The organism is Betaproteobacteria bacterium (genome assembly GCA_016194905.1).
Classification (GTDB): domain Bacteria; phylum Pseudomonadota; class Gammaproteobacteria; order Burkholderiales; family JACQAP01; genus JACQAP01.
Map to the genome: position 1 here is coordinate 129,394 of JACQAP010000026.1, position 25,246 is coordinate 154,639.

General features: G+C 59.9%; 29 protein-coding genes. 16 read left to right on the top strand and 13 right to left on the bottom strand.

The window, feature by feature from the left end; genetic code table 11:
• Positions 1 to 27: 27 nt before the first annotated feature.
• From HY067_17815 to HY067_17840, 6 genes are all read left to right on the top strand, one after another.
• A complete protein-coding gene (locus HY067_17815) occupies positions 28 to 450 on the top strand; it encodes a DUF2244 domain-containing protein (protein ID MBI3529811.1) in 423 nt (140 codons plus the stop codon).
• Positions 451 to 475: 25 nt separating this feature from the next.
• The gene (gene coxB, locus HY067_17820; GenBank protein MBI3529812.1) at positions 476 to 1,570 is read left to right on the top strand and encodes a cytochrome c oxidase subunit II; all 1,095 of its coding nucleotides are present in this window, start codon (positions 476 to 478) and stop codon (positions 1,568 to 1,570) included.
• A gap of 59 nt (positions 1,571 to 1,629) precedes the next feature.
• On the top strand, positions 1,630 to 3,219 hold the full coding sequence (gene ctaD, locus HY067_17825) for a cytochrome c oxidase subunit I (GenBank protein ID MBI3529813.1): 1,590 nt from the start codon (positions 1,630 to 1,632) through the stop codon (positions 3,217 to 3,219).
• 144 nt (positions 3,220 to 3,363) lie between these two features.
• Positions 3,364 to 3,927, top strand: a complete 564-nt coding sequence (locus tag HY067_17830; GenBank protein ID MBI3529814.1) for a cytochrome c oxidase assembly protein — start codon at positions 3,364 to 3,366, stop codon at positions 3,925 to 3,927.
• A 10-nt stretch (positions 3,928 to 3,937) separates the two neighbouring features.
• Entirely contained in the window at positions 3,938 to 4,135 is a 198-nt protein-coding gene (locus HY067_17835) for a DUF2970 domain-containing protein (protein MBI3529815.1), read from the top strand.
• Between the two features lie 55 nt (positions 4,136 to 4,190).
• Entirely contained in the window at positions 4,191 to 5,042 is an 852-nt protein-coding gene (locus HY067_17840) for a cytochrome c oxidase subunit 3 (GenBank protein MBI3529816.1), read from the top strand.
• Positions 5,043 to 5,137: 95 nt separating this feature from the next.
• On the opposite strand, the gene HY067_17845 is transcribed toward HY067_17840, so the two are convergent.
• Complete coding sequence (locus HY067_17845) at positions 5,138 to 5,335, bottom strand: twin transmembrane helix small protein (protein MBI3529817.1); 198 nt, start codon at positions 5,333 to 5,335, stop codon at positions 5,138 to 5,140.
• Positions 5,336 to 5,478: 143 nt separating this feature from the next.
• Here HY067_17845 and HY067_17850 point away from each other — a divergent pair, with 143 nt between their 5' ends.
• The 5 genes from HY067_17850 (at position 5,479) to HY067_17870 (ending at position 9,354) form a co-directional block, all read left to right on the top strand.
• Positions 5,479 to 6,159 (top strand): SURF1 family protein, encoded by a 681-nt coding sequence (locus tag HY067_17850; GenBank protein ID MBI3529818.1) that lies wholly within the window; start codon positions 5,479 to 5,481, stop codon positions 6,157 to 6,159.
• Positions 6,134 to 6,691, top strand: a complete 558-nt coding sequence (locus tag HY067_17855) for a hypothetical protein (protein ID MBI3529819.1) — start codon at positions 6,134 to 6,136, stop codon at positions 6,689 to 6,691. Before HY067_17850 ends, HY067_17855 begins: the two co-directional genes overlap by 26 nt.
• A gap of 109 nt (positions 6,692 to 6,800) precedes the next feature.
• Positions 6,801 to 7,817, top strand: a complete 1,017-nt coding sequence (locus tag HY067_17860) for a COX15/CtaA family protein (protein ID MBI3529820.1) — start codon at positions 6,801 to 6,803, stop codon at positions 7,815 to 7,817.
• A complete protein-coding gene (locus HY067_17865) occupies positions 7,818 to 8,726 on the top strand; it encodes a protoheme IX farnesyltransferase (protein ID MBI3529821.1) in 909 nt (302 codons plus the stop codon).
• Complete coding sequence (locus HY067_17870) at positions 8,635 to 9,354, top strand: SCO family protein (protein ID MBI3529822.1); 720 nt, start codon at positions 8,635 to 8,637, stop codon at positions 9,352 to 9,354. Before HY067_17865 ends, HY067_17870 begins: the two co-directional genes overlap by 92 nt.
• 59 nt (positions 9,355 to 9,413) lie before the next feature.
• Here HY067_17870 and rpoH read toward each other — a convergent pair whose 3' ends face one another.
• From rpoH to ftsY, 4 genes are all read right to left on the bottom strand, one after another.
• Positions 9,414 to 10,274, bottom strand: a complete 861-nt coding sequence (rpoH, locus tag HY067_17875) for an RNA polymerase sigma factor RpoH (protein ID MBI3529823.1) — start codon at positions 10,272 to 10,274, stop codon at positions 9,414 to 9,416.
• Positions 10,275 to 10,365: 91 nt separating this feature from the next.
• Positions 10,366 to 11,271: an ABC transporter permease gene (locus HY067_17880; GenBank protein ID MBI3529824.1), complete on the bottom strand. Its 906-nt coding sequence runs from the start codon at positions 11,269 to 11,271 to the stop codon at positions 10,366 to 10,368.
• Positions 11,268 to 11,921, bottom strand: a complete 654-nt coding sequence (ftsE, locus tag HY067_17885; GenBank protein ID MBI3529825.1) for a cell division ATP-binding protein FtsE — start codon at positions 11,919 to 11,921, stop codon at positions 11,268 to 11,270. The genes HY067_17880 and ftsE overlap by 4 nt, the downstream gene beginning before the upstream one ends.
• 23 nt (positions 11,922 to 11,944) lie before the next feature.
• On the bottom strand, positions 11,945 to 12,904 hold the full coding sequence (ftsY, locus tag HY067_17890) for a signal recognition particle-docking protein FtsY (protein ID MBI3529826.1): 960 nt from the start codon (positions 12,902 to 12,904) through the stop codon (positions 11,945 to 11,947).
• A 116-nt stretch (positions 12,905 to 13,020) separates the two neighbouring features.
• Between ftsY and HY067_17895 the strand changes: the two genes are divergently transcribed.
• The 5 genes from HY067_17895 (at position 13,021) to HY067_17915 (ending at position 17,071) form a co-directional block, all read left to right on the top strand.
• On the top strand, positions 13,021 to 14,379 hold the full coding sequence (locus HY067_17895) for an insulinase family protein (protein ID MBI3529827.1): 1,359 nt from the start codon (positions 13,021 to 13,023) through the stop codon (positions 14,377 to 14,379).
• Between the two features lie 10 nt (positions 14,380 to 14,389).
• Positions 14,390 to 15,697, top strand: a complete 1,308-nt coding sequence (locus HY067_17900; GenBank protein ID MBI3529828.1) for an insulinase family protein — start codon at positions 14,390 to 14,392, stop codon at positions 15,695 to 15,697.
• Positions 15,698 to 15,760: 63 nt separating this feature from the next.
• Positions 15,761 to 16,306, top strand: coding sequence for a 16S rRNA (guanine(966)-N(2))-methyltransferase RsmD (gene rsmD / locus HY067_17905; GenBank protein ID MBI3529829.1), 546 nt, complete (start codon positions 15,761 to 15,763; stop codon positions 16,304 to 16,306).
• Entirely contained in the window at positions 16,303 to 16,797 is a 495-nt protein-coding gene (gene coaD / locus HY067_17910; GenBank protein MBI3529830.1) for a pantetheine-phosphate adenylyltransferase, read from the top strand. Before rsmD ends, coaD begins: the two co-directional genes overlap by 4 nt.
• Positions 16,798 to 16,801: 4 nt before the next feature.
• Positions 16,802 to 17,071 carry a YfhL family 4Fe-4S dicluster ferredoxin gene (locus tag HY067_17915; GenBank protein MBI3529831.1) on the top strand — a complete coding sequence of 90 codons (270 nt, stop codon included), beginning with the start codon at positions 16,802 to 16,804 and terminating at the stop codon, positions 17,069 to 17,071.
• An 18-nt stretch (positions 17,072 to 17,089) separates the two neighbouring features.
• On the opposite strand, the gene HY067_17920 is transcribed toward HY067_17915, so the two are convergent.
• The 8 genes from HY067_17920 to HY067_17955 all read right to left on the bottom strand — a co-directional run bounded on the left by HY067_17920 (position 17,090) and on the right by HY067_17955 (position 25,140).
• A complete protein-coding gene (locus HY067_17920) occupies positions 17,090 to 17,890 on the bottom strand; it encodes an amino acid ABC transporter substrate-binding protein (protein ID MBI3529832.1) in 801 nt (266 codons plus the stop codon).
• Positions 17,887 to 18,222, bottom strand: a complete 336-nt coding sequence (locus tag HY067_17925) for a cytochrome c (protein MBI3529833.1) — start codon at positions 18,220 to 18,222, stop codon at positions 17,887 to 17,889. Before HY067_17925 ends, HY067_17920 begins: the two co-directional genes overlap by 4 nt.
• Before the next feature lie 173 nt (positions 18,223 to 18,395).
• Positions 18,396 to 20,141, bottom strand: coding sequence for a PQQ-binding-like beta-propeller repeat protein (locus HY067_17930; GenBank protein MBI3529834.1), 1,746 nt, complete (start codon positions 20,139 to 20,141; stop codon positions 18,396 to 18,398).
• Between the two features lie 277 nt (positions 20,142 to 20,418).
• Positions 20,419 to 21,237, bottom strand: a complete 819-nt coding sequence (mutM, locus tag HY067_17935) for a bifunctional DNA-formamidopyrimidine glycosylase/DNA-(apurinic or apyrimidinic site) lyase (protein ID MBI3529835.1) — start codon at positions 21,235 to 21,237, stop codon at positions 20,419 to 20,421.
• Between the two features lie 9 nt (positions 21,238 to 21,246).
• Positions 21,247 to 22,104 (bottom strand): DUF4340 domain-containing protein, encoded by an 858-nt coding sequence (locus HY067_17940; GenBank protein ID MBI3529836.1) that lies wholly within the window; start codon positions 22,102 to 22,104, stop codon positions 21,247 to 21,249.
• Positions 22,101 to 23,450 carry a GldG family protein gene (locus HY067_17945; protein ID MBI3529837.1) on the bottom strand — a complete coding sequence of 450 codons (1,350 nt, stop codon included), beginning with the start codon at positions 23,448 to 23,450 and terminating at the stop codon, positions 22,101 to 22,103. Before HY067_17945 ends, HY067_17940 begins: the two co-directional genes overlap by 4 nt.
• Positions 23,447 to 24,190: an ABC transporter permease subunit gene (locus HY067_17950; protein MBI3529838.1), complete on the bottom strand. Its 744-nt coding sequence runs from the start codon at positions 24,188 to 24,190 to the stop codon at positions 23,447 to 23,449. Before HY067_17950 ends, HY067_17945 begins: the two co-directional genes overlap by 4 nt.
• Complete coding sequence (locus HY067_17955; protein MBI3529839.1) at positions 24,187 to 25,140, bottom strand: ABC transporter ATP-binding protein; 954 nt, start codon at positions 25,138 to 25,140, stop codon at positions 24,187 to 24,189. Before HY067_17955 ends, HY067_17950 begins: the two co-directional genes overlap by 4 nt.
• Positions 25,141 to 25,246: the final 106 nt, after the last annotated feature.

Consider the following 25,246-nt stretch of genomic DNA (forward strand, 5'->3'; position numbering starts at 1 on the left):
AACAGTAGGGAAACGGCGGCGAAACTGATGCTCGTCGCCCGGCGCAATAACTCTCTCTCCTCGGGGAGCAGGTTCCTCGTTTTGGCTTCCCTTGCGCTGGTCGTTGTTGCGATTTCCGTGGGATTTGCGTTCAACGGTGCATGGCTGGTTCTGCCTTTCGGCGGACTGGATCTTCTAGTGGTGGTTTTCGCAATCCGAAATGTGGAACGCCATGCCGGCGACTACGAGTGCATGATCGTCCGTGGCGATCAGGTCGTGATTGAGCGTTGGGACAGGGGAAGCTTCAGCAGATTCGAACTCAATCGCACTTGGCGCAGGTGGTTTTCAGGGAGCCCCGGGGCGTGGAAAGCGGCAGGTTGGTATTGCGGTCCCCTGAAACGAAGTGGAGCTCGGCATCCATCTAGCCGACGGGCAGCGCGCCGCCTGAAAGAACACTTAAAAATCCGTTAATACAAGGCACTCGTTTGGGGGAAGTATGATCAAGACGTTGTTTCAGAAAATTGGCGCAGGTGCGTTGACGGTGCTGGTCCCGGGCCTGGTCTGGGCGCAGGACAAAGCCAAATGGAATCTGCAGGAGCCGCACACATCGGTAGCCCGCGAGATGTACGATCTCCACACCGTCGTCCTGATCATCTGTCTGATCATCTTCGTCGGCGTGTTCGGGGTGATGTTCTACTCTGTGATCAAGCACCGCAAGTCGGCAGGCCATAAAGCAGCGCACTTCCACGAAAACACCACTGTCGAGATTCTCTGGACCGTCATCCCGTTCTTCATCCTGATCGGCATGGCGTGGCCCGCTACCAAAAGCGTTCTGGCGATGCGCGACACATCCTCGCCCGACATGACGATCAAGATCACCGGTTATCAGTGGAAATGGGGATATGAGTATTTGAAGGGAGAGGGCGAACTTTCCGGTGTTGCAGACGGCGTTCAACTCTACAGCGTTCTAGCTACGCCGCATGACCAGATCTACGGCAATGCGCCGAAAGGCGAACACTATCTGCTGGAAGTGGACAACCCGCTTGTAGTGCCGGTAGGCAAGAAGGTGCGCGTGCTGATCACCGCCAACGACGTGCTGCACGCGTGGTATGTACCGGCCTTTGGCGTAAAGCAGGATGCCGTGCCCGGCTTCATTCGCGATACGTGGTTCAAGGTGGACAAACCCGGCACCTATCGCGGTCAGTGCGCCGAGCTCTGCGGCAAAGAGCATGGTTTCATGCCCATCGTCGTGGAGGCGGTGAGCGCGAAAGACTTCGCCGACTGGGCAGGCAAGCACAAGACGGCAGCGGCACCGAATGCTGCGTCAGCCGCCGCCGCTGCCGCAGGCGGCGGTGACGGCAAAGGTACATACGACAAAACCTGTTCGGTTTGCCACGCTGCTGGCGTGGCCGGTGCGCCGAAATTCGGCGACAAGGCAGCATGGGCGCCGCGTATCGCCACCGGTGCGGACGCGCTGCATAACAGCGCGCTGAAAGGCAAGAACGCAATGCCCCCGAAGGGCGGCATGGTCACCCTGCCTGACGGCGACGTGGTGGCCGCGGTGGATTACATGGTGAAAGCAGCCAGGTAGTCGCCTATCCGATCCGTTTTTACGCAAAGAAATTCGCAGGCTATCGAGGAGAAACAACCATGAGCGCAGTCATCGGCCACGATCACGACCACGCACACGGGCATGATCATTATCCCGGCGGCATCATGCGCTGGGTCAAGACCACGAATCACAAGGACATCGGCACGATGTACCTGTGGTTCAGCTTCATCATGTTCCTGACCGGCGGCTTCATGGCGATGGTCATTCGGGCAGAATTGTTCATGCCGGGCATGCAGGTAGTGAACCCCGAAGTGTTCAACCAGATGACCACGTTGCACGGTCTGATCATGGTTTTCGGCGCGATCATGCCGGCCTTCGTCGGCTTCGCGAACTGGCTGATCCCGATGCAGATCGGTGCACCCGACATGGCTTTCCCGCGCATGAACAACTGGAGCTTCTGGTTGCTGCCGCCGGCTGCGCTGCTGCTGATCCTTTCGCTGTTCGTTCCCGGCGGTGCGCCCGGAGTGGGTTGGACCCTTTATGCCCCGCTCTCCGTCCAGCAGGGCATGGGGATGGACCTGACGATTTTCGCCATCCACATTCTCGGCATGTCCTCGATCATGGGCTCGATCAACATTATCACCACCGTCCTCAACCTGAGGGCGCCGGGAATGACGTTGATGAAGATGCCGTTATTCGTGTGGACCTGGCTGATCACGGCTTACCTGTTGATCGCAGTGATGCCGGTGCTGGCCGGCGCGGTAACCATGACCCTGACCGATCGCCATTTCGGCACTCACTTCTTCAACGCGTCCGGTGGCGGCGACCCGGTTCTGTTCCAGCACATCTTCTGGTTCTTCGGTCATCCTGAGGTCTACATCATCGCGATTCCGGCTTTCGGCGTGGTTTCGCAGGTCATCCCGGCGTTCTCGCGCAAGCCGCTGTTCGGCTATACCTCGATGGTATACGCCCTTGCTTCGATTGCGATCCTGTCCTTCCTGGTGTGGGCGCATCATATGTACACCACCGGACTGCCGATGACCGGCCAGCTCTACTACATGTACGCGACCATGCTGATCGCAGTACCGACCGGGGTGAAGGTGTTCAACTGGGTGGCGACCATGTGGAAGGGTTCGTTGAGCTTCGAAACGCCGATGCTGTTCTCGATGGGCTTTCTGTTCCTGTTCACGCTGGGCGGTTTCAGCGGACTGGTCCTGTCCATCGTCCCGGTCGACATTCAGTTGCACGATACTTATTACGTTGTCGCCCACTTCCATTACGTGATGGTGGCGGGCGCACTGTTTTCGGCTTTCGCCGGTGTGTATTTCTGGTTGCCGAAATGGACCGGGCACATGTATGACGAGACGCTCGGCAAGTGGCACTTCTGGCTGTCGATGATCTTCTTCAACATGATCTTCTTCGTGCAGCACTTCCTCGGCCTGGCGGGCATGCCGCGCCGGATCCCGGATTATGCGCCGCAGTTCACCGATTTCAACATGATCTCGTCGATCGGCGCATTCGGCTTCGGTCTGGCGCAATTGCTGTTCCTGTACGTGGTGGTGAAATGCATACGCAGCGGCGAAAAGGCACCGCAGAAACCGTGGGAAGGTGCGGATTCGCTGGAGTGGACCCATCTGCCGACGCCGGCTCCATACCACAGTTTTGAGACGCCGCCGACGGTAAAGTGATCTATGGACGGCATGCCGGCCATGTTTTTGAGCCATGGATGAACTGCAGGCGAGGCGGCTGAAGGCCCGGAACCTCAGGACGGGGCTGATCCTGTTATCCGTGGCGCTGGCTTTTTTTGTGGGGATTATTTTGCATCGCGGGTCATGAGCAGGATAGACGCGAATCGCGTGATCCTGGTCAAGTTGCTGGTCGTGACCATGGGAATGTTCGGCTTCGGGTATGCGCTGGTGCCGCTGTACAAGAAGATCTGCGAAGTCACCGGCATTTATGAGGTCGAAAAAGCGAACGCACCGCTGGCGAATACACAGATCGACACCGGCCGTCTGGTGACACTGGAGTTCGATGCCAATGTGCGCGGCGATCTGCCTTGGAAGTTCCGGCCGATGCAGGTGAGCCTGAAAGTGCATCCCGGGCAGTTGGTGCAGGTCATGTACGAAGTGCGCAATGCGTCGAATCATCCGATTACCGGACAGGCGATCCCGAGCTATGGACCGCAGATTGCAGGGCAGTATTTCCGCAAACTGGATTGCTTCTGCTTCGCGAAGCAGAATTTTGCGCCGGGAGAAGTGCGGCGCATGCCGGTGGTGTTCGTGATCGAGCCCGGGCTGCCGAAGGATGTGACGACGGTTACGCTCTCCTACACCTTCTTCAATGTCGAAGGGGCGGCGCCAAGCGCGGCTACAACGAAAAATGGCAAAGCCGGCTGATCCGGTTGAAATGCAGCCAGTGCCGAAATCGTCGCCGCTGCGCGTGTTGAGAACCGTGTTCTGGTCGTTTTTTGGGGTGCGCAGGCGCACCGACAATCAAGACGATTTTGCCGGCATTACGCCGGTACAGATAATCGTCGCGGGAGTGATCGGCGCGGTAATATTCGTCACCACGCTGATCATGCTGGTCAGGTTCATTGTAAGGTGACTTTACGATAGAAATGAACCACGGAACAATGGCGATACTTGGGGAGAATCGATAAATGCTTAGCCAATCTACACGCTATTACCTGCCGGAACCGTCGCACTGGCCGGTCGTTGGCTCCTGCGCGTTGTTCCTGCTGACATTCGGCGGCGTGCTGTGGATGAACGAGGTCGGAGCGGGTCCGTGGGTCGTTATCGCCGGCATGGTGGTCATGATCTACATGATGTTCGGCTGGTTCGGCACCGTGATCCGCGAAAGCGAGGGGGGCAAGTTCAACAAGCAGGTGGACCTCTCCTTCCGCTGGGGCATGAGTTGGTTCATCTTTTCCGAGGTCATGTTCTTTGCCGCATTCTTCGGCGCCCTGTTCTACATGCGCGTGCTGGCCGTTCCGGGACTCGCCAGCAGCGACACCATGGAGCAGATCTGGCCCGGTTTCGCCGCTCACTGGCCCATATCGGGCCCTGGCATCGAAGAAACCTTCACGCCGATGGGTGCATGGGGCATTCCTGCGCTCAATACGCTGATCCTGCTCTCTTCCGGCGTAACGGTGACCTGGGCGCACTGGGCACTCAAAAAGAACAATCGCACGCAGTTGATCGCAGGGCTGGTCGCCACGGTGGCGCTCGGTACCCTGTTCCTGACCCTGCAGGCCTATGAATATGTGCATGCCTATCACGAACTGAACCTGACGCTGGGAATGGGGGCGTACGGCGCCACTTTCTTCATGCTGACCGGATTCCACGGTTTTCACGTGACGGTCGGAACGATCATGCTGATCGTTATCCTCGTTCGATCCCTCGCCGGCCATTTCACCGCCGAACATCATTTCGCGTTCGAAGGGGTATCCTGGTACTGGCACTTCGTGGACGTGGTCTGGTTGCTGCTGTTCGTGCTCGTATACTGGCTCTGACGGCAAGAAGATAAGAGCATAAGAAGAACAACAGAGGAGGGCTCCCGCGCAATTGGCGGGGAACTAGGGCCGCACGGAAGTGCGGCTGTTTTTTTCTAGAGGCCGGACTTGGGGATAATGCCGAAGTAATGACCGAGCATCAGAAGCAGAAACAGGGTGACGGAAAGGGCAACGCGCACCGTCAGCGCCTTGACGGTGCGGTCGGATTTTCCCTTGTCGCGGATCAGATAGAACATCGCCGAGCCGAGACTCATGACAATGATGACGAGAAAGGCGATGACGACGAATCTCATGGCGGATGAAGAATGGAAAACTGCATTGCAGTGTAAAGGATAAGGCGGGCCGCTTCCATATGCGACCGGATACTATGCGTGCGAGTTTCCCGCGGCGACGGCCGCGTTGGTTGCCTCCGTTGGCGACGGTTTTCGGTATTGTATTGACTGCGGTGGCAGGAAACTGGCAGTTCGATCGGGCGCACGAAAAAGAACGCCTCCAGCAGGCCTACGACCGTGGCGTGTCCGATGCGCCCATTCGCTTGACGGCTGCGCTCGCCAGCGTAGAAGATCTACGCATGAGGCGGGTCGAGGTTGAAGGCGAATTTGTGCCGAACGGCATGGCGCTGCTCGACAACAAGACGCGCAACGGCGCGGCCGGCTACGAAGTCGTCATGCCGCTGAAAATCGGCGGATCTTCGATGCATGTGCTCATCAATCGCGGCTGGATAGCTGCGGGTCCCGAGCGCTCCCGGCTGCCTGTCTTCAGTACGCCTGGATACGTCGTCAAGGTGACTGGCATGGCGTCCGTACCCGGGCGATTTCTCGAGCTTGCGAAGGTCGAAGACAGCGGCCCGGTATGGCAGAACCTGACGGTCGAGCGTTACGTCGCCCGCACCGGCCTTCAGGTTCAGCCGATTGTGGTGCAGCAGCAGAATGATCTGAACGACGGGCTGTTGCGCGCGTGGGAGCGCCCGGATTTCGGCGTCGCTACGCACTATGGTTACGCGGTGCAATGGTTTTCTTTTTGCGGCCTGATTATTTTTCTTTACGTATTTTTTCATGTCAAATCTTCCCGATCGGAAAAAAACCAGGAGGATGCTCCTCCTCCTGGGAGCGGTTAGCCTGGCGCCATTCGTCGGCTCGCTGCTGTTTTACTATTTCTGGAAACCGCAGACTTTCACCAACTACGGTGAACTTATTGCGGTCGCACCATTGACCGGAGTAACCATCCCCGCAAGGGATAACAAGCCATTTCGCTTCGATGACTTGCGCGGCAATTGGATATTCCTGATGGCAGACTCCGGCAACTGCGACGACTATTGCCAATCGAAGTTATACGTCATGCGCCAGATCCGGCTCACGCAGGGCAAGGACCAGGAACGCATCGAACGCGTCTGGCTGATTCCGGACGGCGAGCGGCCGCCACCGGCCATCGAAGCCGAGTATCAGGGTACGCGCACCATCCTGCCTGCCACTGACGATTTTCGCGCGCGCTTGCCGGCCTCCGGTTCGCCGCGCGACCACATTTACGTCATCGACCCGTTCGGCAATCTTATGATGCGTTTTCCCCGCAACGTCGATCCGCAACGGATGAAAAAAGACGTCAACAAACTGATGAAGATTTCCGGCGGCTGGATTCAGACCGGAAAGTAGCGCAGGGTAAACGATGAGCAATCCTGCGATCTGGCAATTCTCGTTGGACGCCTTGCACGCGGCGGCGTGGGGCGGTTCGCTGCTCGTCGCACTGATTGTGTTCTCACGCTTGGTGACGCTGCGTACGCTGGCTGTCGCCACTCTGCTCGCGACTCTGGCGCTGGTGATGCTAGGGGCCTATGTGCGCCTGACCAATGCCGGTCTCGGCTGTCCGGACTGGCCAGGGTGCTACGGAAAGCTTTCACCCAACCACGCCGCGGAGCAGATCCAGGCTATGGAAGTGGCGACACCTGACGGCCCCGTGTCGTTGCCGAAAGCGTGGCGCGAGATGGTCCATCGGTATTTCGCGTCTTTTGTCGGTGTAATGATTCTGGCAATTGCTATACGGGCGCTGAACGCTCGTCGCAAACGGACAGCGGCTCCGGACGATCCCGCGTGCAAATTCGGTTTGCCACTAGCGCTCGTGGTCGTCGTCGTGGTGCAGGGTCTGTTCGGAAAATGGACGGTGACGCTGCTGCTGAAGCCGGTAATCGTTACGCTGCACCTGCTTGGCGGCATGACGTTGGTTGCTTTGCTGGCCTGGCTGTCCGCGCGCCATCTGCAACTGACGGGCGGCCAACCTTCCGCTCTGCGCAGCATCCGTCAGTGGGCAGCGATCGGACTGATCGTTCTCGGAATACAGATCGCACTGGGTGGTTGGGTCAGCACGAACTATGCTGCCCTGGCCTGCGTGGATTTTCCGACCTGCCATGGAACCTGGAAGCCGACCACTGATTTCGCTCATGGGTTCCATTTTTTGCGTGAGCTGGGCATGACGGCCGACGGCGAGCCGTTGTCCAACGATGCGTTGAATGCAATTCACTGGGCCCATCGCATCGGTGCGCTGGTGAGCTTCCTCATCTTGGCGTATGTCGCTCATCGTGCGATGCGACTGCCGGCGTTGCGCAAATTGAGCGGCGTGGTGCTAGCGCTTCTATTCGTACAAGTAACGCTGGGAATAGCCAATGTTCTGGGCGGTCTGCCGCTGCCGGTTGCTGTCGCGCATAACGGCGTCGCCGCGCTGTTACTCGCTGCGCTGGTAATGCTAAACTTCGCCACTCGTTCGCCATCCCCGTTCGGCCGGTAAATGTCGGTTTCGCTTCCATCCAGAACTTACGTCTCGCGACTGCAACAATTCCTGCAGCTCACCAAGCCGCGCGTGGTTTCGCTGATTGTCTTTACCGCGGTAATCGGCATGTTTCTCGCGGTGCCAGGCGAGGAATTGTCGTCCCGCCATTTCTGGACGGCGGTTCTGTTTGCAACGTTGGGCATCGCGCTGGTTGCCGGCTCCGCCGCTGCCGTGAATTGCCTGGTGGAGCAGAAGATCGACGCCGTGATGGCGCGTACTCGTGCCAGGCCGCTGCCCATGGGTACAATCACCTCCCAGGAAACAGTGCTGTTTTCGGGAGCGGTCGGCGGTATGGGATTGACGCTACTCTATGTGCTGGTGAATCCGCTAACCATGTGGTTGACACTGGCAACGTTTGTTGGCTATGCGGTGATCTACACGGTGTTGCTGAAGCCGCTCACCCCGCAGAACATCGTAATCGGCGGAGCCTCCGGCGCAATGCCACCGGTACTGGGCTGGGCGGCAGTCACTGGCGGAATTTCGCATGATGCGCTACTACTTTTCCTGATCATCTTCGCATGGACCCCACCACATTTCTGGGCGCTGGCGCTGTATCGCAAAAACGAATATGCGCGCGCCGGAATCCCGATGCTGCCGGTTACTCACGGCGATCGATTTACGCGCCTGCACGTCCTGTTGTACACCGTGATTCTGGTCGCGGTGACGTTGCTGCCCTTTTCCACGCGCATGAGCGGACTGATTTACCTCGCCGCGGCGGCGGGGTTGGGGGGATTGTTCCTGATCTATGCAGTGCGCATTTGCCTGGCATACAGCGATGAATTGGCGAAGAAGACGTTCCGCTATTCGATCGTTTATCTTTCGCTGTTATTCGCCGCGCTTCTGGTCGATCATTACCTGCGGTTTTGAGCGAACCGGAAATCCGGTCCTCTTTCAATTCACCGTTCCCGTGGTCTCGTTTCTCCGCATTTTTGTCCTCGCTGTCGTATCCATCCTGGCTGGTTGCCACACGGGACAACCGAGCTTCCAGTCCACGGATATCACCGGCGCGGATTTCGGCAAAGCATTTACCCTGACCGACCATAACGGCAAGCAGCGTTCGCTGGAGAATTTTCGCGGCCAGGTGGTGGTAATGTTCTTCGGCTTCACTCATTGCCCCGACGTATGTCCGACGACGCTGGCGGAACTTGCCGGCGCGGTAAAGAAACTCGGGCCGGGAGGAGAAAAAGTTCAGGTGCTGCTGGTGACCATCGATCCCGAACGCGACACGCCTGAAGTGCTCGCGAACTATGTCACCGCTTTCAATCCGAAATTCCTGGCATTGCGTGGCAATGTCGACGAGACGGCGCGCGTGGCGAAGGAATTCAAGGTGATTTATCAGAAAGTGGCCGGCCCGCGTGCGGAAAACTATGCGATGGATCATTCGGCCGGAAGTTACATCTTCGATCGACAAGGCCGGCTGCGTCTGTATGTGGGTTATGGACGGGGTGCGGACGTCTTCGCGCACGACATCGACTTGCTGTTGAAGCCGCCTTGAGTCTCGCCAAAAAAAGCCCCGCATTGCGGGGCTTTTCCTGAAACAACCGCTGCCGACGCTTACTGCGCAGTAACCATCAGGCTGCGAATTTTCTTCATCGCCTGACTTTCGATCTGGCGGATGCGTTCCGCGGAGACACCAAACTCGCCGGCCAGATCGTGCAGCGTTGCGCTGTCCTGTTCACGCAACCAGCGCGCTTCGATGATTCGCCGGCTGCGCGGATCGAGCGCCGTCAGCGCGCTTTCCAAACCCTTGCTGCGGGCACGTTCCGATTGCTCGTGTTCCAACACCAGACCAGGCTCGTCTTCTGCATTGGTCAAGTAGGCGATCGGCGAAAAACTGTCTTCGTCGTCGTCGCTTAGCGGTTCCAGCGCTATGTCATGGCCGCCCATGCGCGTCTCCATCTCGACCACGTCCCCGGGCTTGACGTTGAGCTGTTTTGCGACCGCATCGACTTCGTCCGGCGTCATCGTTGAATGGCTGTGCTTCAGGCTGCGCAGGTTGAAGAACAGCTTGCGCTGCGCCTTGGTGGTCGCCACTTTGACGACGCGCCAGTTCTTCAGAATGAATTCATGGATTTCAGCGCGAATCCAGTGCACCGCGAACGACACCAATCGCACGCCGCGATCCGGATCAAAGCGCTTCACCGCCTTCATCAGCCCGACGTTACCTTCCTGGACAAGGTCGGCGTGCGGCAAACCGTAGCCAAGGTAGCCGCGAGCGATCGACACAACCACGCGCAGGTGAGATACCACCAACTGGCGTGCAGCCTCCACATCTTCCTCGTCGCGCAGACGGCGCGCCAAGGAGGTTTCCTCTTCCTGAGTCAGAAGCGGGAAACGATTTACTGCCTGGATATAGGTATCCAGGCTGCCCGCCGACGACGGGAAGGGAATCGAAAGAGCCAAAGCATTCGTCATGGAATAAATCTCCTTTGCCGGAATATTAGCACTCGTGACCTAGGAGTGCCAACCGTCCCGAAAGTTCTCTGCGATCGTGCTCAAAGATCCACTACCGTGGCTCGATCAGCCATAAGTGACGACTCACTGATAGCCACGCTCCCAGCCATCCCAGCGCGGCTGAAAAAGCCAACAATGTCATCGTGTCACTGATGCCCGGCCATTCCAGTTTGAAGGCGGTGCCATACAGTCCGGTCAAGTCCGCAAGCTGAATATTCAGGACCAGGACCGCCAATGCGACGATCGCCCACGCAGCGAATCCGCCCGCCAGGCCCTGCAATGCGCCGAAATACAGAAACGGCCGGCGGATGAAAGGGTTCGTAGCGCCTATCAGCTTGGATACCTCGATTTCGTCACGGCGGGTGAGAATCTGCAGCCGTATGGTGTTGAAGGTCACGGCTACCAGCGCGACCGCCAGCAGTACGGCCAGCAGGGTGACCAGCATTCTGCCGACGTTCAATGCCGCATCGAGCCGGCGTGCCCATTCTGCATCCAGCTGCACATGCTCGACCTTTGGCCATTTCCGCGCTTGATCGCGCAGCGCTTCCAGGGTGGCGGGATCATTATTGCGCGCAGTCACGACGAACGCGTCCGGGAGGGGATTGCGGCCGAGATTCGCAAGGACATCGGCGAGACCGGCACTGCGCTTGAGGCGGGCGAAAGCCTGGTCTCGAGTGATGAACTCGACCCGGCCGATTTCGGCATTGGACTTCAATCGCTGTTCCACAGCCGCAACTTCGGCCGTGCCGGCATCGATAGTCATGAAGATGCTTACCTGAGGATCACTGGATAGCTGCCGCGAGAACGTTTGCAAATTGTTCAGCCCGAGATAGAAGCCGGCGGGCAACGACAGGGCAATGCCGATCACCGCTACGTTCAGCGCCGAGGCAACCGGCTGGCGCGCCAGTCTCGCCAGGCTTTCGCGCAGGGTGTCGAGATGAACCAGAAGCCAGTTCATGTGGCAACCCTGCCGTGGTCGAGATGCAGAACGCGGGGACCGAGGCGCTCGATCATGTCCTCATCATGCGTAGCAATGACCACGGTCACGCCGACTTGGTTGAATAACTTGAACATGCCGATGATTTCCTCGGCATAAGCCGTGTCGAGATTGCCGGTAGGTTCGTCGGCCAGCAGGATGGCGGGCCGATTGACGACGGCACGAGCTATGCACAGGCGTTGTTGCTCCCCGCCGGACAAAGTGATCGGTTTGGCCTTTTCGCGTCCAAGCAGACCGACTTTGTCGAGGGCAGCCCGGGTGCGTCTGGCGATCTCTCCGCGCGGAAAGCCGGTAATCGCCAGCGGCAATGCTACATTCTCGAACACGCTGCGGTCGAACAACAGCTTGTGATCCTGGAAAATCAGCCCGAAGTTGCGGCGGAAAAAGGGAATGATGCCCGGCTTCATTGCCGACACGTTCTGGCCATTGATGATGACGCCGCCCGCCGTCGGCATTTCGATGGCGGTGATCAGTTTCAGCAGTGTGCTTTTCCCCGCGCCGGAGTGGCCGGTGATGAAGACCATCTCTCCGGATTCAACCGAGAAGGTCACGTCGCGCAACGCTTCAAAGCCGCCGGCATAGCGCTTGGAGACATGGCTGACCTGGATCATCGAGCCGCGGGTTGCCGCTGAACTCACTCGAACAAAGCCTCCACGAATTCTCCGGCAGAGAATGGACGCAGATCCTCGACGTCCTCGCCGACGCCGATGAAACGCAAAGGAATCGGCTTGTGACGCGCAATGGCGGCTATTGCGCCGCCCTTGGCGGTGCCGTCCAGCTTCGTGAGTACGATGCCGGTAACGCCAAGCGCTGCATCAAACGCCCTCACTTGGTTGACGGCGTTCTGCCCATTGTTGGCGTCGAGCACCAGCAGCACTTCATGCGGCGCATCGGGGATGGCCTTGGCGATCACTCGCTTGACCTTGCGAATCTCCTCCATCAGATGCAACTGCGTCGGCAGGCGCCCGGCCGTATCCGCGATGACCACATCGATTTCCTTCGCTTTTGCCGACTGGATTGCATCGAACACGACCGCGGCGGTATCGCCGCCTTCCTGTGCAATGACGGTGACGTTGTTGCGCTCGCCCCATACTTTCAACTGTTCGCGCGCGGCGGCGCGGAATGTATCTCCAGCTGCCAGAAGAACGGATTTGCCCTCCGCCTGGAATAGTCGCGTGAGCTTGCCGATCGAAGTCGTTTTTCCGGCGCCGTTTACCCCTGCGATCAGGATAACGAATGGCGAGGCCCGGGAAATGTCGAGCGGTTGCTCCAGCGGCTTCAGCAACTCGAGCAACGTCTGTTTAAGAACTTCGTGAATTTGCGAAGCGTCCGTCAAACCTTGCGCCCGGACTTGGGCGCGCGCCGCGCCGAGCAGGTGCGCGGTTGCTTCGACGCCCACGTCGCAGGCAAGCAGGACTGACTCCATCTCCTCGAACAGCGCTTCGTCTATCCTGCGGCCGGCGCCGAACACAGCCGCGAGCTGCGCACCCAGTCGCGCCCGGGTGGCCGCCAGCCCCTGCCGTAATTTCGTCGCCCAGCCCGTACTGCCGGCTTGCGCGATTGCGCTCTTGTCACGCTTCAGGAAACTTAACATACTCTCACGCTGTCACACCGATTCCAAAAATCGCCATCAACGTCGGCAATTCTATTCTGTTTGTTCCCGGTTCACCCATAAGCATGTTGACAACGAATTCGCTGCTTCGATCCTGTATGGTTGCCCTGGCTCTGGTATGCACCGGGGCGAGCGCTTTTGCGGCTGCGATCCCACAACGCACGCTGGCCAACGGAATGAAGGTCATCGTCAAGGAAGACCACCGCTCGCCAGTTGCGGTGTCGATGGTGTGGTATCGCGCCGGCAGCATGGACGAAGTGAGCGGCACTACCGGCGTCGCTCACATGCTCGAGCACATGATGTTCAAAGGCACGCAGAAGGTTCCCGCAGGAGAGTTCTCCCGTACCATCGCCCGTGCCGGCGGTCGTGAGAATGCATTTACGTCGCGCGACTACACCGCGTACTACCAGCAATTGCACAAATCCAGGCTGCCGCTCGCGCTGGAGCTGGAAGCCGATCGCATGCTCAACCTGTCCTTTGCCGGGGATGAATTCGCCAAGGAGCTGAAGGTGGTCATGGAGGAGCGGCGTTCCCGCACGGACGACGATTCGCACTCGCAGTTGCACGAACAGCTGATGGCGACAGTCTACCTGTCGCACCCGTATCGCTCACCGGTAGTCGGCTGGATGAACGACCTGCAGAACATGCAACTTGCAGACGCGCGTGGCTGGTATGACAAATGGTACGCGCCGAACAACGCGACGCTGGTTGTTGCCGGTGACGTCGACCCCGAAGAGGTTTTCCAGCTGGCAGAGAAGTTTTTTGGATCGATTCCGGCGCGTGTTTTGCCCGAACGCAAGATGCAGATCGAACCGCACCAGTTTGGCATCAAGCGCATCACTGTCAAGGCTCCCGCCGAATTGCCCTATCTGGTGATGGCCTATCGCGTGCCGGTGTTGCAGTACGTCGAAAGCGACTGGGAGCCCTATGCGCTTTTTGTTCTGAACGGCATTCTCGACGGCAATGACGCGTCGCGACTCAATCGTGAACTGGTCAGAAGCACGCGCGTGGCGAATTCAGCCAATTCCAGTTATGACCTGATCAATCGCGGCCCGGCACTGTTCTTTCTGGACGGGGTGCCCGCCGAGGGCAAGACGGTGGCCGACCTCGAAGCGGCGCTCCGGGATCAGATTCGGGTGTTGGTGGAGCAGGGCGTCAGCAACGACGAATTGCAGCGGGTGAAAGCGCAGGTCACCGCTGCCCAGGTCTACGCGCGCGACTCGGTCTACTACCAGGCGATGCGCATCGGCATGTTGCAGACCATCGGATTGCCGTACGATTCTTCGGATTTGCAGGTAAGGAAATTGCAAGAAGTGACCGCCGACCAGGTGCGTGAAGTAGCGCGGAAATATTTCATCGACGACAACCTCAGCGTCGCGGTGCTTGATCCGCAACCATTGCCCGGCGGCAAGCGCCCGCGTCCGAACCCGGAAGGAGGCGGACGTGACCAGCGCTAGTGTACGGCTTCTGAAAGGTTTGCTGACGCTTGCCTGCACGGTTGCGGCATCGGCAACGAACGCCACCTTGCCCATCCAGCAATGGCAGACGACGAGCGGTGCGCGGGTATTATTCGTCGAAACCCACGATCTGCCGATGCTGGATCTCGCGGTGGATTTTCCGGCGGGTGCCAGTCGCGACGCAGCCGATAAATCCGGAGCGGCGTCACTGACGCTGGGCCTGATGCGCGCCGGTGCGGAAGCGCTCGGCGAAGACGAAATCTCGGAGCGGCTCGCAAGTGTCGGCGCTGACATGTCAGGCCGTTTCGACATGGACCGCGCAGGCTACGGTTTACGCACCTTGTCGAGCGCGCGAGAGCGCGACGAGGCGTTGGGTCTATTGGCGGCCGTGTTGCAGAAACCGACATTTCCGCAGCAGATTTTCGAACGCGAGCAGCAGCGCACGCTGGCCGGATTGAGGGAAGCCGAGACCAAGCCGGAGGTACTCGCCGATCGCGAATTCAGGCATCTGCTCTACGGCGGGCATCCCTATTCCCTGCGCGGTTCCGGCCAGATCGAGACGGTTGCGAAGTTACGTCGTGAGGACGTTGTGGTTTTTTATCGACAGCATTTCACTGCGGGCGATGCAGTGGTGTCGATCATCGGCGACCTTACGCGCAGCGAGGCCGGCGCGATTGCCGAACAATTGACCGCCGGCCTGGGTCGCAGATCCCTACCATTGCCGGCATTGCCGCCGATAGCTCAACTCAAAACCGGACAGACGAGCCGGATAGTGCATCCGGCCACCCAGGCGCACATCCTCATCGGCCAGCCCGGCATCAAGCGCCTGGATCCCGACTACTTCCCGTTATGGCTGGGCAACTACGTACTCGGCGGCGGCGGCTTCTCTTCTCGGCTCAACGAAGAAATCCGGCAGAAGCGCGGTTACGCCTACAGCACCTATAGCTACTTCAATCCGCTGGCGCAGGAAGGGCCGTTCCAGATCGCGGTGCAGACCAAGAAGGAACAGGCGGAAGAGGCATTGAGGGTGGCGCAAGACACGCTGGCAAGATTCGTCGCCGAAGGACCGACGCAGCAGGAACTGGACGCCGCCAAGCTGAACATCATCGGCGGTTTTCCCCTGCGCATAGACAGCAACAAGAAAATTCAGGATTACCTTTCAATCATCGGGTTCTATCGGCTGCCGCTGACCTACCTGGATGACTTTTCCGCTCAGATCGAACGAGTCACGCTGGAGCAGGTGAAGGAGGCCTGGCATCGGCGCATGCATCCGGAACGCATGGCCACGGTGATCGTCGCCGGAGCGGAATCGCGCTGACTGCGCGCTGGTCGTGCGCATGCTAGCCTGCGCCGCAACAATCACTTTGATCGGGTCCCGCGCTTGAAGACAAACCAGGTGCGCATTGTCGGTGGCCAATGGCGCAGCCGGATCGTGCGCTTTCCGGACTCGCCATCCCTGCGACCGACGCCCGACCGGATGCGGGAAACACTGTTCAACTGGCTGGGACAGAACCTCACCGGGAAAGTTTGCCTTGACCTGTTTGCCGGCAGCGGCGCCCTTGGATTTGAAGCCGCGTCGCGCGGCGCGCGCCAAGTGGTAATGGTCGAGCACGACGTGGCGGTTCACCGTGCCCTGCTGGCAACGCAAACGGCACTTGCCGCCGGGCGGGTCGAATTGCATCGCGCGGACGCCTTCGGCTTCCTCAAGACGGATGCGCGCCGCTACGACGTGGTGTTCCTCGATCCTCCGTTCCGACTCGGATGGCTGCCGCGGCTGCTGCCATTGCTACCGGTCCGACTGGAACCCGAGGCGCGCGTTTATCTGGAAACCGAAGCGCCGGTCGTCATGCCGGAGGGGTTCGAGGTCCTGAAACAGACCCGCGCCGGGCAGGTGCACGGTCTGCTGATAAAATACGTCCAATCATGAAAACGCGAATCAACCGGGTGGTCTATCCCGGAACCTTCGATCCGATCACGCGCGGGCACGAGGACTTGGTGCGCCGTGCGTCCACTTTATTCGATGAGATGATCGTTGCCGTAGCGGATAGCCGCGGCAAGCGTCCGTTCTTTGATGTCGATGAACGCGTGGCAATGGCGAAGGAGACGCTGGGCGCATTTCCGAACGTGCGGGTGGAGGGGTTTTCCGGACTGCTGATGGATTTCCTCCGCAAGCACGATGCCAAGATAATCCTGCGCGGTCTGCGGGCCGTATCGGATTTCGAATACGAATTTCAGATGGCAGGCATGAACCGCAATCTGTATCCCGACGTCGAGACGCTCTTTCTGACGCCGGCGGAGCAGTACATGTTCATCTCCGCCACCATGGTGCGCGAAATCGCTTCGCTCGGCGGGGACGTTTCTCCGTTCGTGAACTCGGCGGTGATTCCCCACATGAAGGCAAGACTGGAGCGGGGATAAGCCGATGGCATTGATGATCACCGACGAGTGCATCAACTGCGACGTATGCGAGCCGGAGTGCCCCAACAACGCCATCTCACAAGGCGCGGAGATCTATCAGATTGATCCGGGCAAGTGCACCGAATGCGTTGGACACTACGACCGGCCGCAATGCCAGGAAGTCTGTCCGGTGGATTGCATTCCCCTGAATCCGGAGTATGTCGAGAGCGGGGAACAGCTAGTTCAGAAATATCTGCGGCTCACCGAGCAAAAGGTCAAGGCACCTGCGGCCTGACCACGCGCCCGGGGTTGTCTAGGGAAGGCGGTGCTCGACGCCGTATTTGGCGTAGATGCGGGCAAGCGTGCCGTCTGCGATCAGTTTTCCCAGTATCTCGTTGACGGCGTCCACCAGCGCGGCGTCGGACTTGCGCAGCCCCACGGCCACCTCCCATGAGAGTTGGGGCACGCCGTCGAACGCGTTCACCAGACGCAGCCCCGAGTCCGGGTGTTGAAGAATGTAGTAGCTCATGGTCGCCGCCGACACCGCAGCTCCGTACAACTCGCCCTTCTGCAGATCTTCCACCATGTCGGACTGGAAGGCATAGGGCGAAATGCTTTTTCCCGCCTTGCCGAGCACCATGCCGGCATACGAGCTGACCATCACGCCGATCTTCTGGCCCTTTTTCAGTTCCATGAAGTCGCTGATAGCTTCGGCGTCCTGGCGCAGCCCGAGGGCAAGCCCCGATTTCTGGTAAGGACGCGACAACCGCATCCGGCCCTCGTTGACTTCCGGGTCGTTGATGTTATCGAGCAACATGTCGCAGTTGACGACATTGGCGCGCCGGCGCGGGAAGATCCATTCAATGTTCAGGGGCACACCCAAGCCCTCGGCGATAGCGCGCCCGATCTCGATCTGGAATCCCGGCGTTTCCGGCTTGTTGCTGGCATAAGGCAGAGCGTCGCGATTTGCGCACATGGAAATGGCGCCCAGCGATTTCACTTCGGCAAGAGTGCGGGCGCTGGCGTTCTCGGCAACCGGAAGCAGTAACGCGGTGCACACGCAAGCCATTGCATACCCGGCGCGCATCCGGGACAGGTTCATGGAACGGTTCATGGATTCTGGGGCTCCTCGTCCGGCTTGAGGTTGCGGATGAATTTCACGATCTGCCGGATTTGATCTTCCGTGAATGCGCTGCCGAAGGCCGCCATCCGGCCTGGCATCCCGTTTTTGATCCGGTTGAACAGGAATTCGTCGGACCGCTCCGTGTTCATCAGTTGCGGTCCCTTGGCGGCCTTGCGGCCGTAGTTTTCGTGACAGAAACCGCAGATGTTTCGAAACGTGTTCTTCACGTCCAGCGGCTTGGCGGGCGGTTTTTGCTCGTCGGCAAGCGCCGCGCAAGACAGGCCCAGGGCCAACACGGCACCGATCAGTAGGAGGCGTCGCATTTGCGGGAAACTTCCTGTGGTTCTCAATGCAGTGATCCTTCTTTGAATTGACATGAACTCGCCGCGCGGTTCGCGCCACTTGTTCGCTTTAACGGTTTGAATGCCGCCTGCGTGGACAAAAAAGGGCGGGAACACCGTTCCCGCCCTTTAACCAAAGTATAACTGCTTGCCCTTTACTGCAACGCGAACACCTTCAGAACGCCGGAGTCCTTCGGCATGCTCTTCCACGGCTCGCCATACCAGTCGCCGTAGCCGTCGCCGACCAGCGAGCCCCAGCCGGTCATGACCGCGACATACTGCTTGCCCTTGGCCAGGTAGGTGATGATGCCGCCGTTATGGCCCTGGCCGTCGTTGTGCGTCCACAGCTTCTTGCCGTTGGCTGCGTCGTACGCGGCCAGCGTGCCATCGGCCTCGGGAACGAACAATACGCCGCCGCCAGTGCTCAGCAGGCTGGCGTGCGGGGTGGCGCCGACGTAGGGGATTTCGAACTTAACCTTGCCGGTGAGCGGATCGCGCGCACGGATGTGGCCGCCCATCGATTTTTGGCCCTTGGGCGGCACGAACGTGAAGTCCGCGCCGATGTTCAACTGCACCACCGGTTCGGTGATCGGCTCGGTCTTTACAACCGTAAAGTCGATGCACCACTCGTAGCCGACCCGGTAGAACAGGCCGGTCTTCGGATTGTAAGTCCCCGCGTTCCAGCTATACCCGCCCGCAATCGCCGGGCAGAGGTTCTCGTGCTTGCCTTCCGTGTAGTCGACGCGCCCGACCAGCGTGCCGTCGGGTTTGATGTCCTTGACGAAGGTGATGGCATCGACGCCCTTGTACACGTTGACGGGCTTGCCGGAACGGTCATAGACGAAGATGAAGCCGCCCTTGTTGGGGTGCACGACATACTTCTTGCCGTCGCGCTCCAGGAACACGAACTCGCCCATGGAAGAGTCGAAGTCCCAGGCGTCGTGCGGCAGTTCCTGATGATATGCCTTCAGGTTGCCGGTGTCCGGATCCAGCAGGAGGACCGACGTGATGTAGAGGTTGAGGCCGGGACGCGCACCTTCGGTCATCCACTTGTCACCCGACCAGTCGTACAGCGGCGCCGGGTTGGCGGTACCCCACCACACCGAGTTGGTCTCGGAATCATAAGCGCCAGCCATCCAGCCGCCGCCGCCACCCACCTTCCAGGAGTCGTTGCCCCAAGTGTCGCGCCGGTCGCTCGGCGTGCCTTCATTGCCGCCGACGGTGAAGAACTCCCATACCTTGTCACCGGTCTTGGCGTTGACGCCGAAGATCGGACCGCGGTAAGGCCACTCGCCGCCTTGCGAACCGATGATGATCTTGTCCTTGACCAGCAGCGGCGCGCCGGTGAAACCGACCGTCAGCTTCTCGGAGTCGATCAGCTTGGTTTCCCAGCTGAGTTTGCCCGTCTTCATGTCGATTGCAGCCAGCTTGCCGTCCAGGGTGCCGATGAAGATGTTGCCGTAGCCGGCGGCGATACCACGGTTGTAGGGGGAGTGGGTTTGCCGGGCGACCAGATCCTCGTTCAGCTTCTGCTTGTACGTCCAGATCATCTGACCCGTGGCGCCGTCCAGCGCGTAGACCTGGTTATACGGGCTCGAGTAGTACAGCACGCCGTCGATGGCCAGGGGGAAGCTCTGCAGACCCCGATTGGCGCGGGAAGCCGTATGCGACCAAGCTTCGCTCAGCTTGCCGACGTTGCCCGTGCTGATCTGCGTCAGCGGGCTGTAGTGCCAGGACTTGTACGAACCGTGATAAGTGATCCAGTTGCCTTTTTCGAGTTCTTTGTCTGCATTGAGCACACGGTTGCCATCGACATCCGCAGCGATGGAGCTTCCCGCGGCGAAGGCCACGGCAAGCGCCGCCGCCAGCGCGATGCGCAGGTAACGTTTTTTGCTAGTCATATTGGATTCCTCTCCAGAATTATTCCCCAAGATATAGCCATGTCGCCGTGGGATAGTTTTTCGACAAGAAACGGCGGCCAGACGACGCGTCCGCCATTCTTTTCCCTGATACAGAAACCGCAAACCGCGATGTTTGGACGCCTTCTCGACATGCTGAGGCCAGCCCGGTTCCGCATTTCGGTATGCAGGGATTCTCAGGATGTTTTCCCGACGAGTCAAGGAAAAAACGAAAGCCTATGTTCGGAAAGAAAGAAGAGCCAGTCCGGGAATTATTTCCTCACCGGCGCTGGCAGACCGGGCAGAAGAAAGTCGAGCGCTGTCCCTGACGCAAGGCCTTGATGGTTGTGCCGCAGACCCGGCAAGGCTCACCCTGCCGACCATAGACGAAATAGGTTTGCTGAAAGTAGCCTGGATCGCCTTCCGCGCCCACGTAATCGCGCAGGGTACTGCCGCCGGCGTCGATGGCGGCGGCGAGCGTTTCCTGGATGGCAGCGACCAGTTTTTCGCAACGCAGCAAGGAAACCCGGCCCGCGGCGAGGCCGGGATGGATGCCGGCGCGAAACAGCGATTCGCTTGCGTAAATGTTGCCTACGCCGACCACAATGTGACTGTCCATCACGATGGTCTTGATTGCGGCGCTGCGTCCGCGGGTACGGGCATGCAGCCAGGCCGCATGGAATTCGGTTCCCAACGGTTCGGGGGCCAGCCGCGCCAGCAGCGGATGGCGAAGCGGATCGTCCGCCTCCCACAGCAATGCACCGAAGCGACGCGGGTCGGTGAGCCTGGCGATCATCCCGGAGCTCAGCACCAGATCTACATGATCATGTTTGCCGGCCGGCGTGCCGTTGGGGACGACCCGCAAGCTGCCGGACATGCCCAAGTGCAGGATCATCCAGCCCGTGCCGCAGTCGATCAAGAGATATTTGCCGCGCCGCTCGACGGCGCGCACGGTGCGGCCGCAGACCTGTTTGGCAAGATTGCGTGGTATCGGCCAGCGCAGTGCACGATTGCGCACGATCACGGTCTCCACGCGTTGGCCCTGCATGTGCGGCGCCAGGCCGCGGCGCGTGGTTTCGACCTCTGGCAGTTCCGGCACGTCCGCCTGCTATTTTCTTGCGACGACGCGTGGATCGAGCAGGCGACGCCCGACCTCCACACCGAAGTGATAACGCATCCCGTTGTCGCTGCGTACCAACTGGAAGTCCGGTTCTTTTTGCACGATGCGCATAGTCACCGCTCTGCCGCTTTTGAAGCGAACGTTTACCTGTTCGCGCGAACGGCTGCTTTTGTCCGGTTCGACGCTGAGTGCCGACGTGTATCGCCATTCGTCCGCCCAGCGGTTGAAATCGTCCTGGGGCAGCGGCTGATCCTTCGCTGCGGCAAATTCACCGCTGGCGGTCCAGGTGCCTTTGTCGTCGCGTTCGATCCGGTAGCGGCCGAAATTGAACGACACCGGCACTTCGCCCTGGTCCAGCAGTCGCCGGCTCAGCAGCTTGCCGACCTCGGTGGAAATGCCGTAACCGTAGAGCGGGGGCACCAGATAGACCCCGTCCGCGGTTGCTACATATTGTTCGTAGGTGATGTCGTTGATGCGGCCGAAGGCGATGGCCTGATCGTTGAGCGTCACGCGCACCTGCGGCGGATTCAGATCGAACTGGCTGAGGTCGGCATTCGAAAGCTTTTGCTTGGCGTTGGCATTGACGATGTCGACCAGGCGGTCCACCTGCGTGGCTTCGGCCTGCGCCGTGAGCGGCGCGACGATCCGCCATGCGCCGTCGAGCTTTTCCAGTTTGATGGCCGCGGCACTACGCGGTTCGATGGCGATGCGGGTAATGTCGTCGCGCTTGAGCTGAGTAAGCCTGACCGACGGAGCGGCGTCCTGCCAGGGCTTGAAATAGGTGTACAACGACAGCGCGACCAGCGCCGCGATCAGCGTCAGGTTGAGCAGAATCCTGGACTTCATGCCTTGCGTCGCCGCCACCAGATGACGCCGCCGGAGACCAGCAAGGCGAGCGGCAGCACCAGCAGAAAACCGAAGCCCACGAGCGCCAGCCCGGAGCGCGTCAGTTCCAGCGTCAGGTCGGAGCGGGTGCGCGGCTGCACGGTGATCAGCGCGTCGTCACCGGCCAGCCAGTTGAGCATATTCACGCCCAGATCGAGATTGCCCAGTGTGCCGATGAACTGATTGGCGAGGAAATGCCCGCTTCCCGTCACGACGACGCGTTGCTTGCGCTCACCCACGGAGCGTTCCAGTGCCGCCGCAACAACGATCGGCCCGCGCACATCCTTGTTGCGGTCGAAGGCGACATTGTTGTCGATGGGACTGGTTTCCAGCCAGCCGTCCTGCGCAACCTCCACCAGCGGCGTAAAGCGCCATTTGCTTCCTTCGCTGGCCGCAATCCTGCGTGCGTACGGAAAGACGCTGGTGACCGTCGAATTCTCAGTGATGCGGTGCTGGCCGTAGCCGGTCGCAAGGGCGAAAGTCGCGGGCAGCTTGAGCCCACCGGCACGCGGATCGACTACCGTGCCCGACATAAGACTCAGTCCAAGGTCGTCGGCGAGCCCCTGCAAGCCGTGCAACGAATCGTTGTCGATCAGCCACAGCAGGTTGCCGCCTTTCTCGATCCAGTGCTTGATCTTGATGACTTCGCCGGGGAGCAGATCGACCCGCGGACTGGCGATGATCAGCACGGCGACGTTGTCCGGCACTTCCTGAGCAATTGCCAGGTTCAGGGACGCGGTCTTGAAACCCTTCACGCGCAGCTGTGCGCCGAAATCGCCGAGATCGTGATTGGCCCGGCCGTCGAGTTTGCGCTCGCCATGCCCGTCCAGGTAAATCACCTGGCGTTCCGCCGAACGCGCCAGCCGGAGCAGAAGATTGGTCAGATCCTGTTCGGTCAAGTTGGTGAGGTGCTCGCTGCGCCCGTTGTACTCGACCACCAGTTCACCGTTTGCGCGCACGCCCGCCGCCTGCGCCTTCTGCGGCTGCTCGCGCGGATCGACGAATGTCAGTACGAAATCCTTCTTCGCGCGCAGGTAACTGCCCAGGAAAGTCTCCACCGTTTTGCGCGCGTCGCCCTCGGCATCTTGCGCAGTCGCGTAGGCCGTCACCTTGACCGGTCCGATAACCTGCTTGAGCACGTCGATGGAAGCCTGCGACAAGGTGTTGCGTTGACCCTGGGTCAGATCCCATTGTGTCTTGATGTCTTTGGTGACCCACACGATCGCCATCGCGAAGCCGATCAGCAGTACGACGAACAGGCCGTTCTGGATCAGCAACTGCATTCTAAGTTTTTGGTTCAGTTTCATGCGCGTAGCCGGTCGGCGTCGAGGCGCCGGATGGAAAGAATGAGGAACACCGCAGTCAGCAGTGCGAAATAAATCAGATCGGTCACCGCAACGGCGCCGTTCATGAAGCCTTCGAAATGCTTGAGCAGCGAGAACAGGTGCACCGGGCTGCCCGGATCGGACGCGGCGATGTTGATCAGCCACAGCACTAGGAAGGCGGCAAGTGCACCGATCGCCGCCACCACCGGGTGAGTGGTCAGGCACGACACGAACAGGCCAATGGCGGCAAAGCTGCCGGTCAGCAGCAATAGTCCGAGCAGATTTGCCACGAGCAGGCCGTAGTCGAGCTTGCCGCCCATCAGCAGCGACAAGGCCATCAGCGCGATGAGGCCGCCCATGATCGCGAGGAACAGAACGGTGGCGAGAAATTTACCGAGTACGATCTGCGTCATCGACACCGGTGCCGACATCAGCATGGTCATGGTCCTGTTGCGGCGTTCCTCGGCGATCAGCCGCATGGTGAGCAGCGGCACCGACATCAACAGCACGATCGATGCGATACCGAACATCGGCACCACGACGATCTCGGTCAGCCCCGGGGCGTTCGGCACGCGCGCCAGTTGTCCCTGGATGGTGAGGAAATAGTCCACACGGGTGAGGAAAATCCAGGCGAGGATGATCTGCAGGAAGGCCAGCACCACCCACGCCAGCGGCGAGGCGAACAACGTGCGCAATTCCTTCATGATGATGGTGCGAATCATGCCGGTGCCTCCTCTTCGCGTTGGGTAAGCTGCACGAACACCTCTTCCAGGCTGGCCTGGGCCGGCTGCAGTTGAAACAACCTCCAGCCGCGCTCGACCGATGCGCGCACCAGTTCGTCAGTAGGATCGGTTCCTGCGCGCGGATGCACGCGAAACAGATTGGCGTTGACGGCATCGACCGAGGCATCCCCTGCGACGCGGCCGATGTCTTCCGGCGTTGGCGGATTGCGCAGGCCGAGCTGCAGCGTATGGCCGCCGCGAAACTGCTTGAGACCCGCGATCGTGTCGTTGAATACGACTTCGCCGCGATGCAGGATCTGCACGCGATCGCATACCGCTTCGACCTCCGGCAGGATGTGCGTGGACAGAATCACGCTGTGATCGCGGCCCAGGTCCTTGATCAGGGAGCGGATCTCGCGGATCTGATTGGGATCGAGGCCGATGGTGGGTTCGTCGAGGATGATCACGTCGGGTTCGTGGATGATCGCCTGGGCAATCCCGACGCGCTGCTGATACCCCTTGGAGAGCGAGCCGATCAGTCGGCCGCCCATGTCGTTCAGGCCGCAACGGCTCCTGGCGCGCTGCACAGCCTGGTCGAGCGCACCCTTCTTGACTTTATGCAGGCGTCCGGCCAGGCGCAGGTATTCGTCGACCTTGAGTTCCCGATATAAAGGTGGCACCTCGGGCAGGTAACCGATGCGCGACTTCGCCTGGGTCGGCTGATCGATCAGGTCGATGCCGCAGATGCTCACCTCGCCGCCGGTGGGCGCGAGGTTGCCGGTAAGCATCTGCATGGTCGTGGTCTTGCCCGCGCCGTTCGGGCCGAGCAGACCCAGGACTTCACCGCGTTTGAGTTGCAGGGAAACTTCGCGCACCGCGCGATTGCTGCCGTATGACCGCGATAATGCCCGCGCGGAAACGGTCGATTCTGAGCTTGCCGTAATGGTCATGCCCTCGCCTTGTCGGTTGAATGTCGGAAATCTGTCGTCGTTATTGCGACCCCTCATCCGGACGCCTCGACCTCCGGATCACACCGGTGCAGAGTCCGGCGCATGG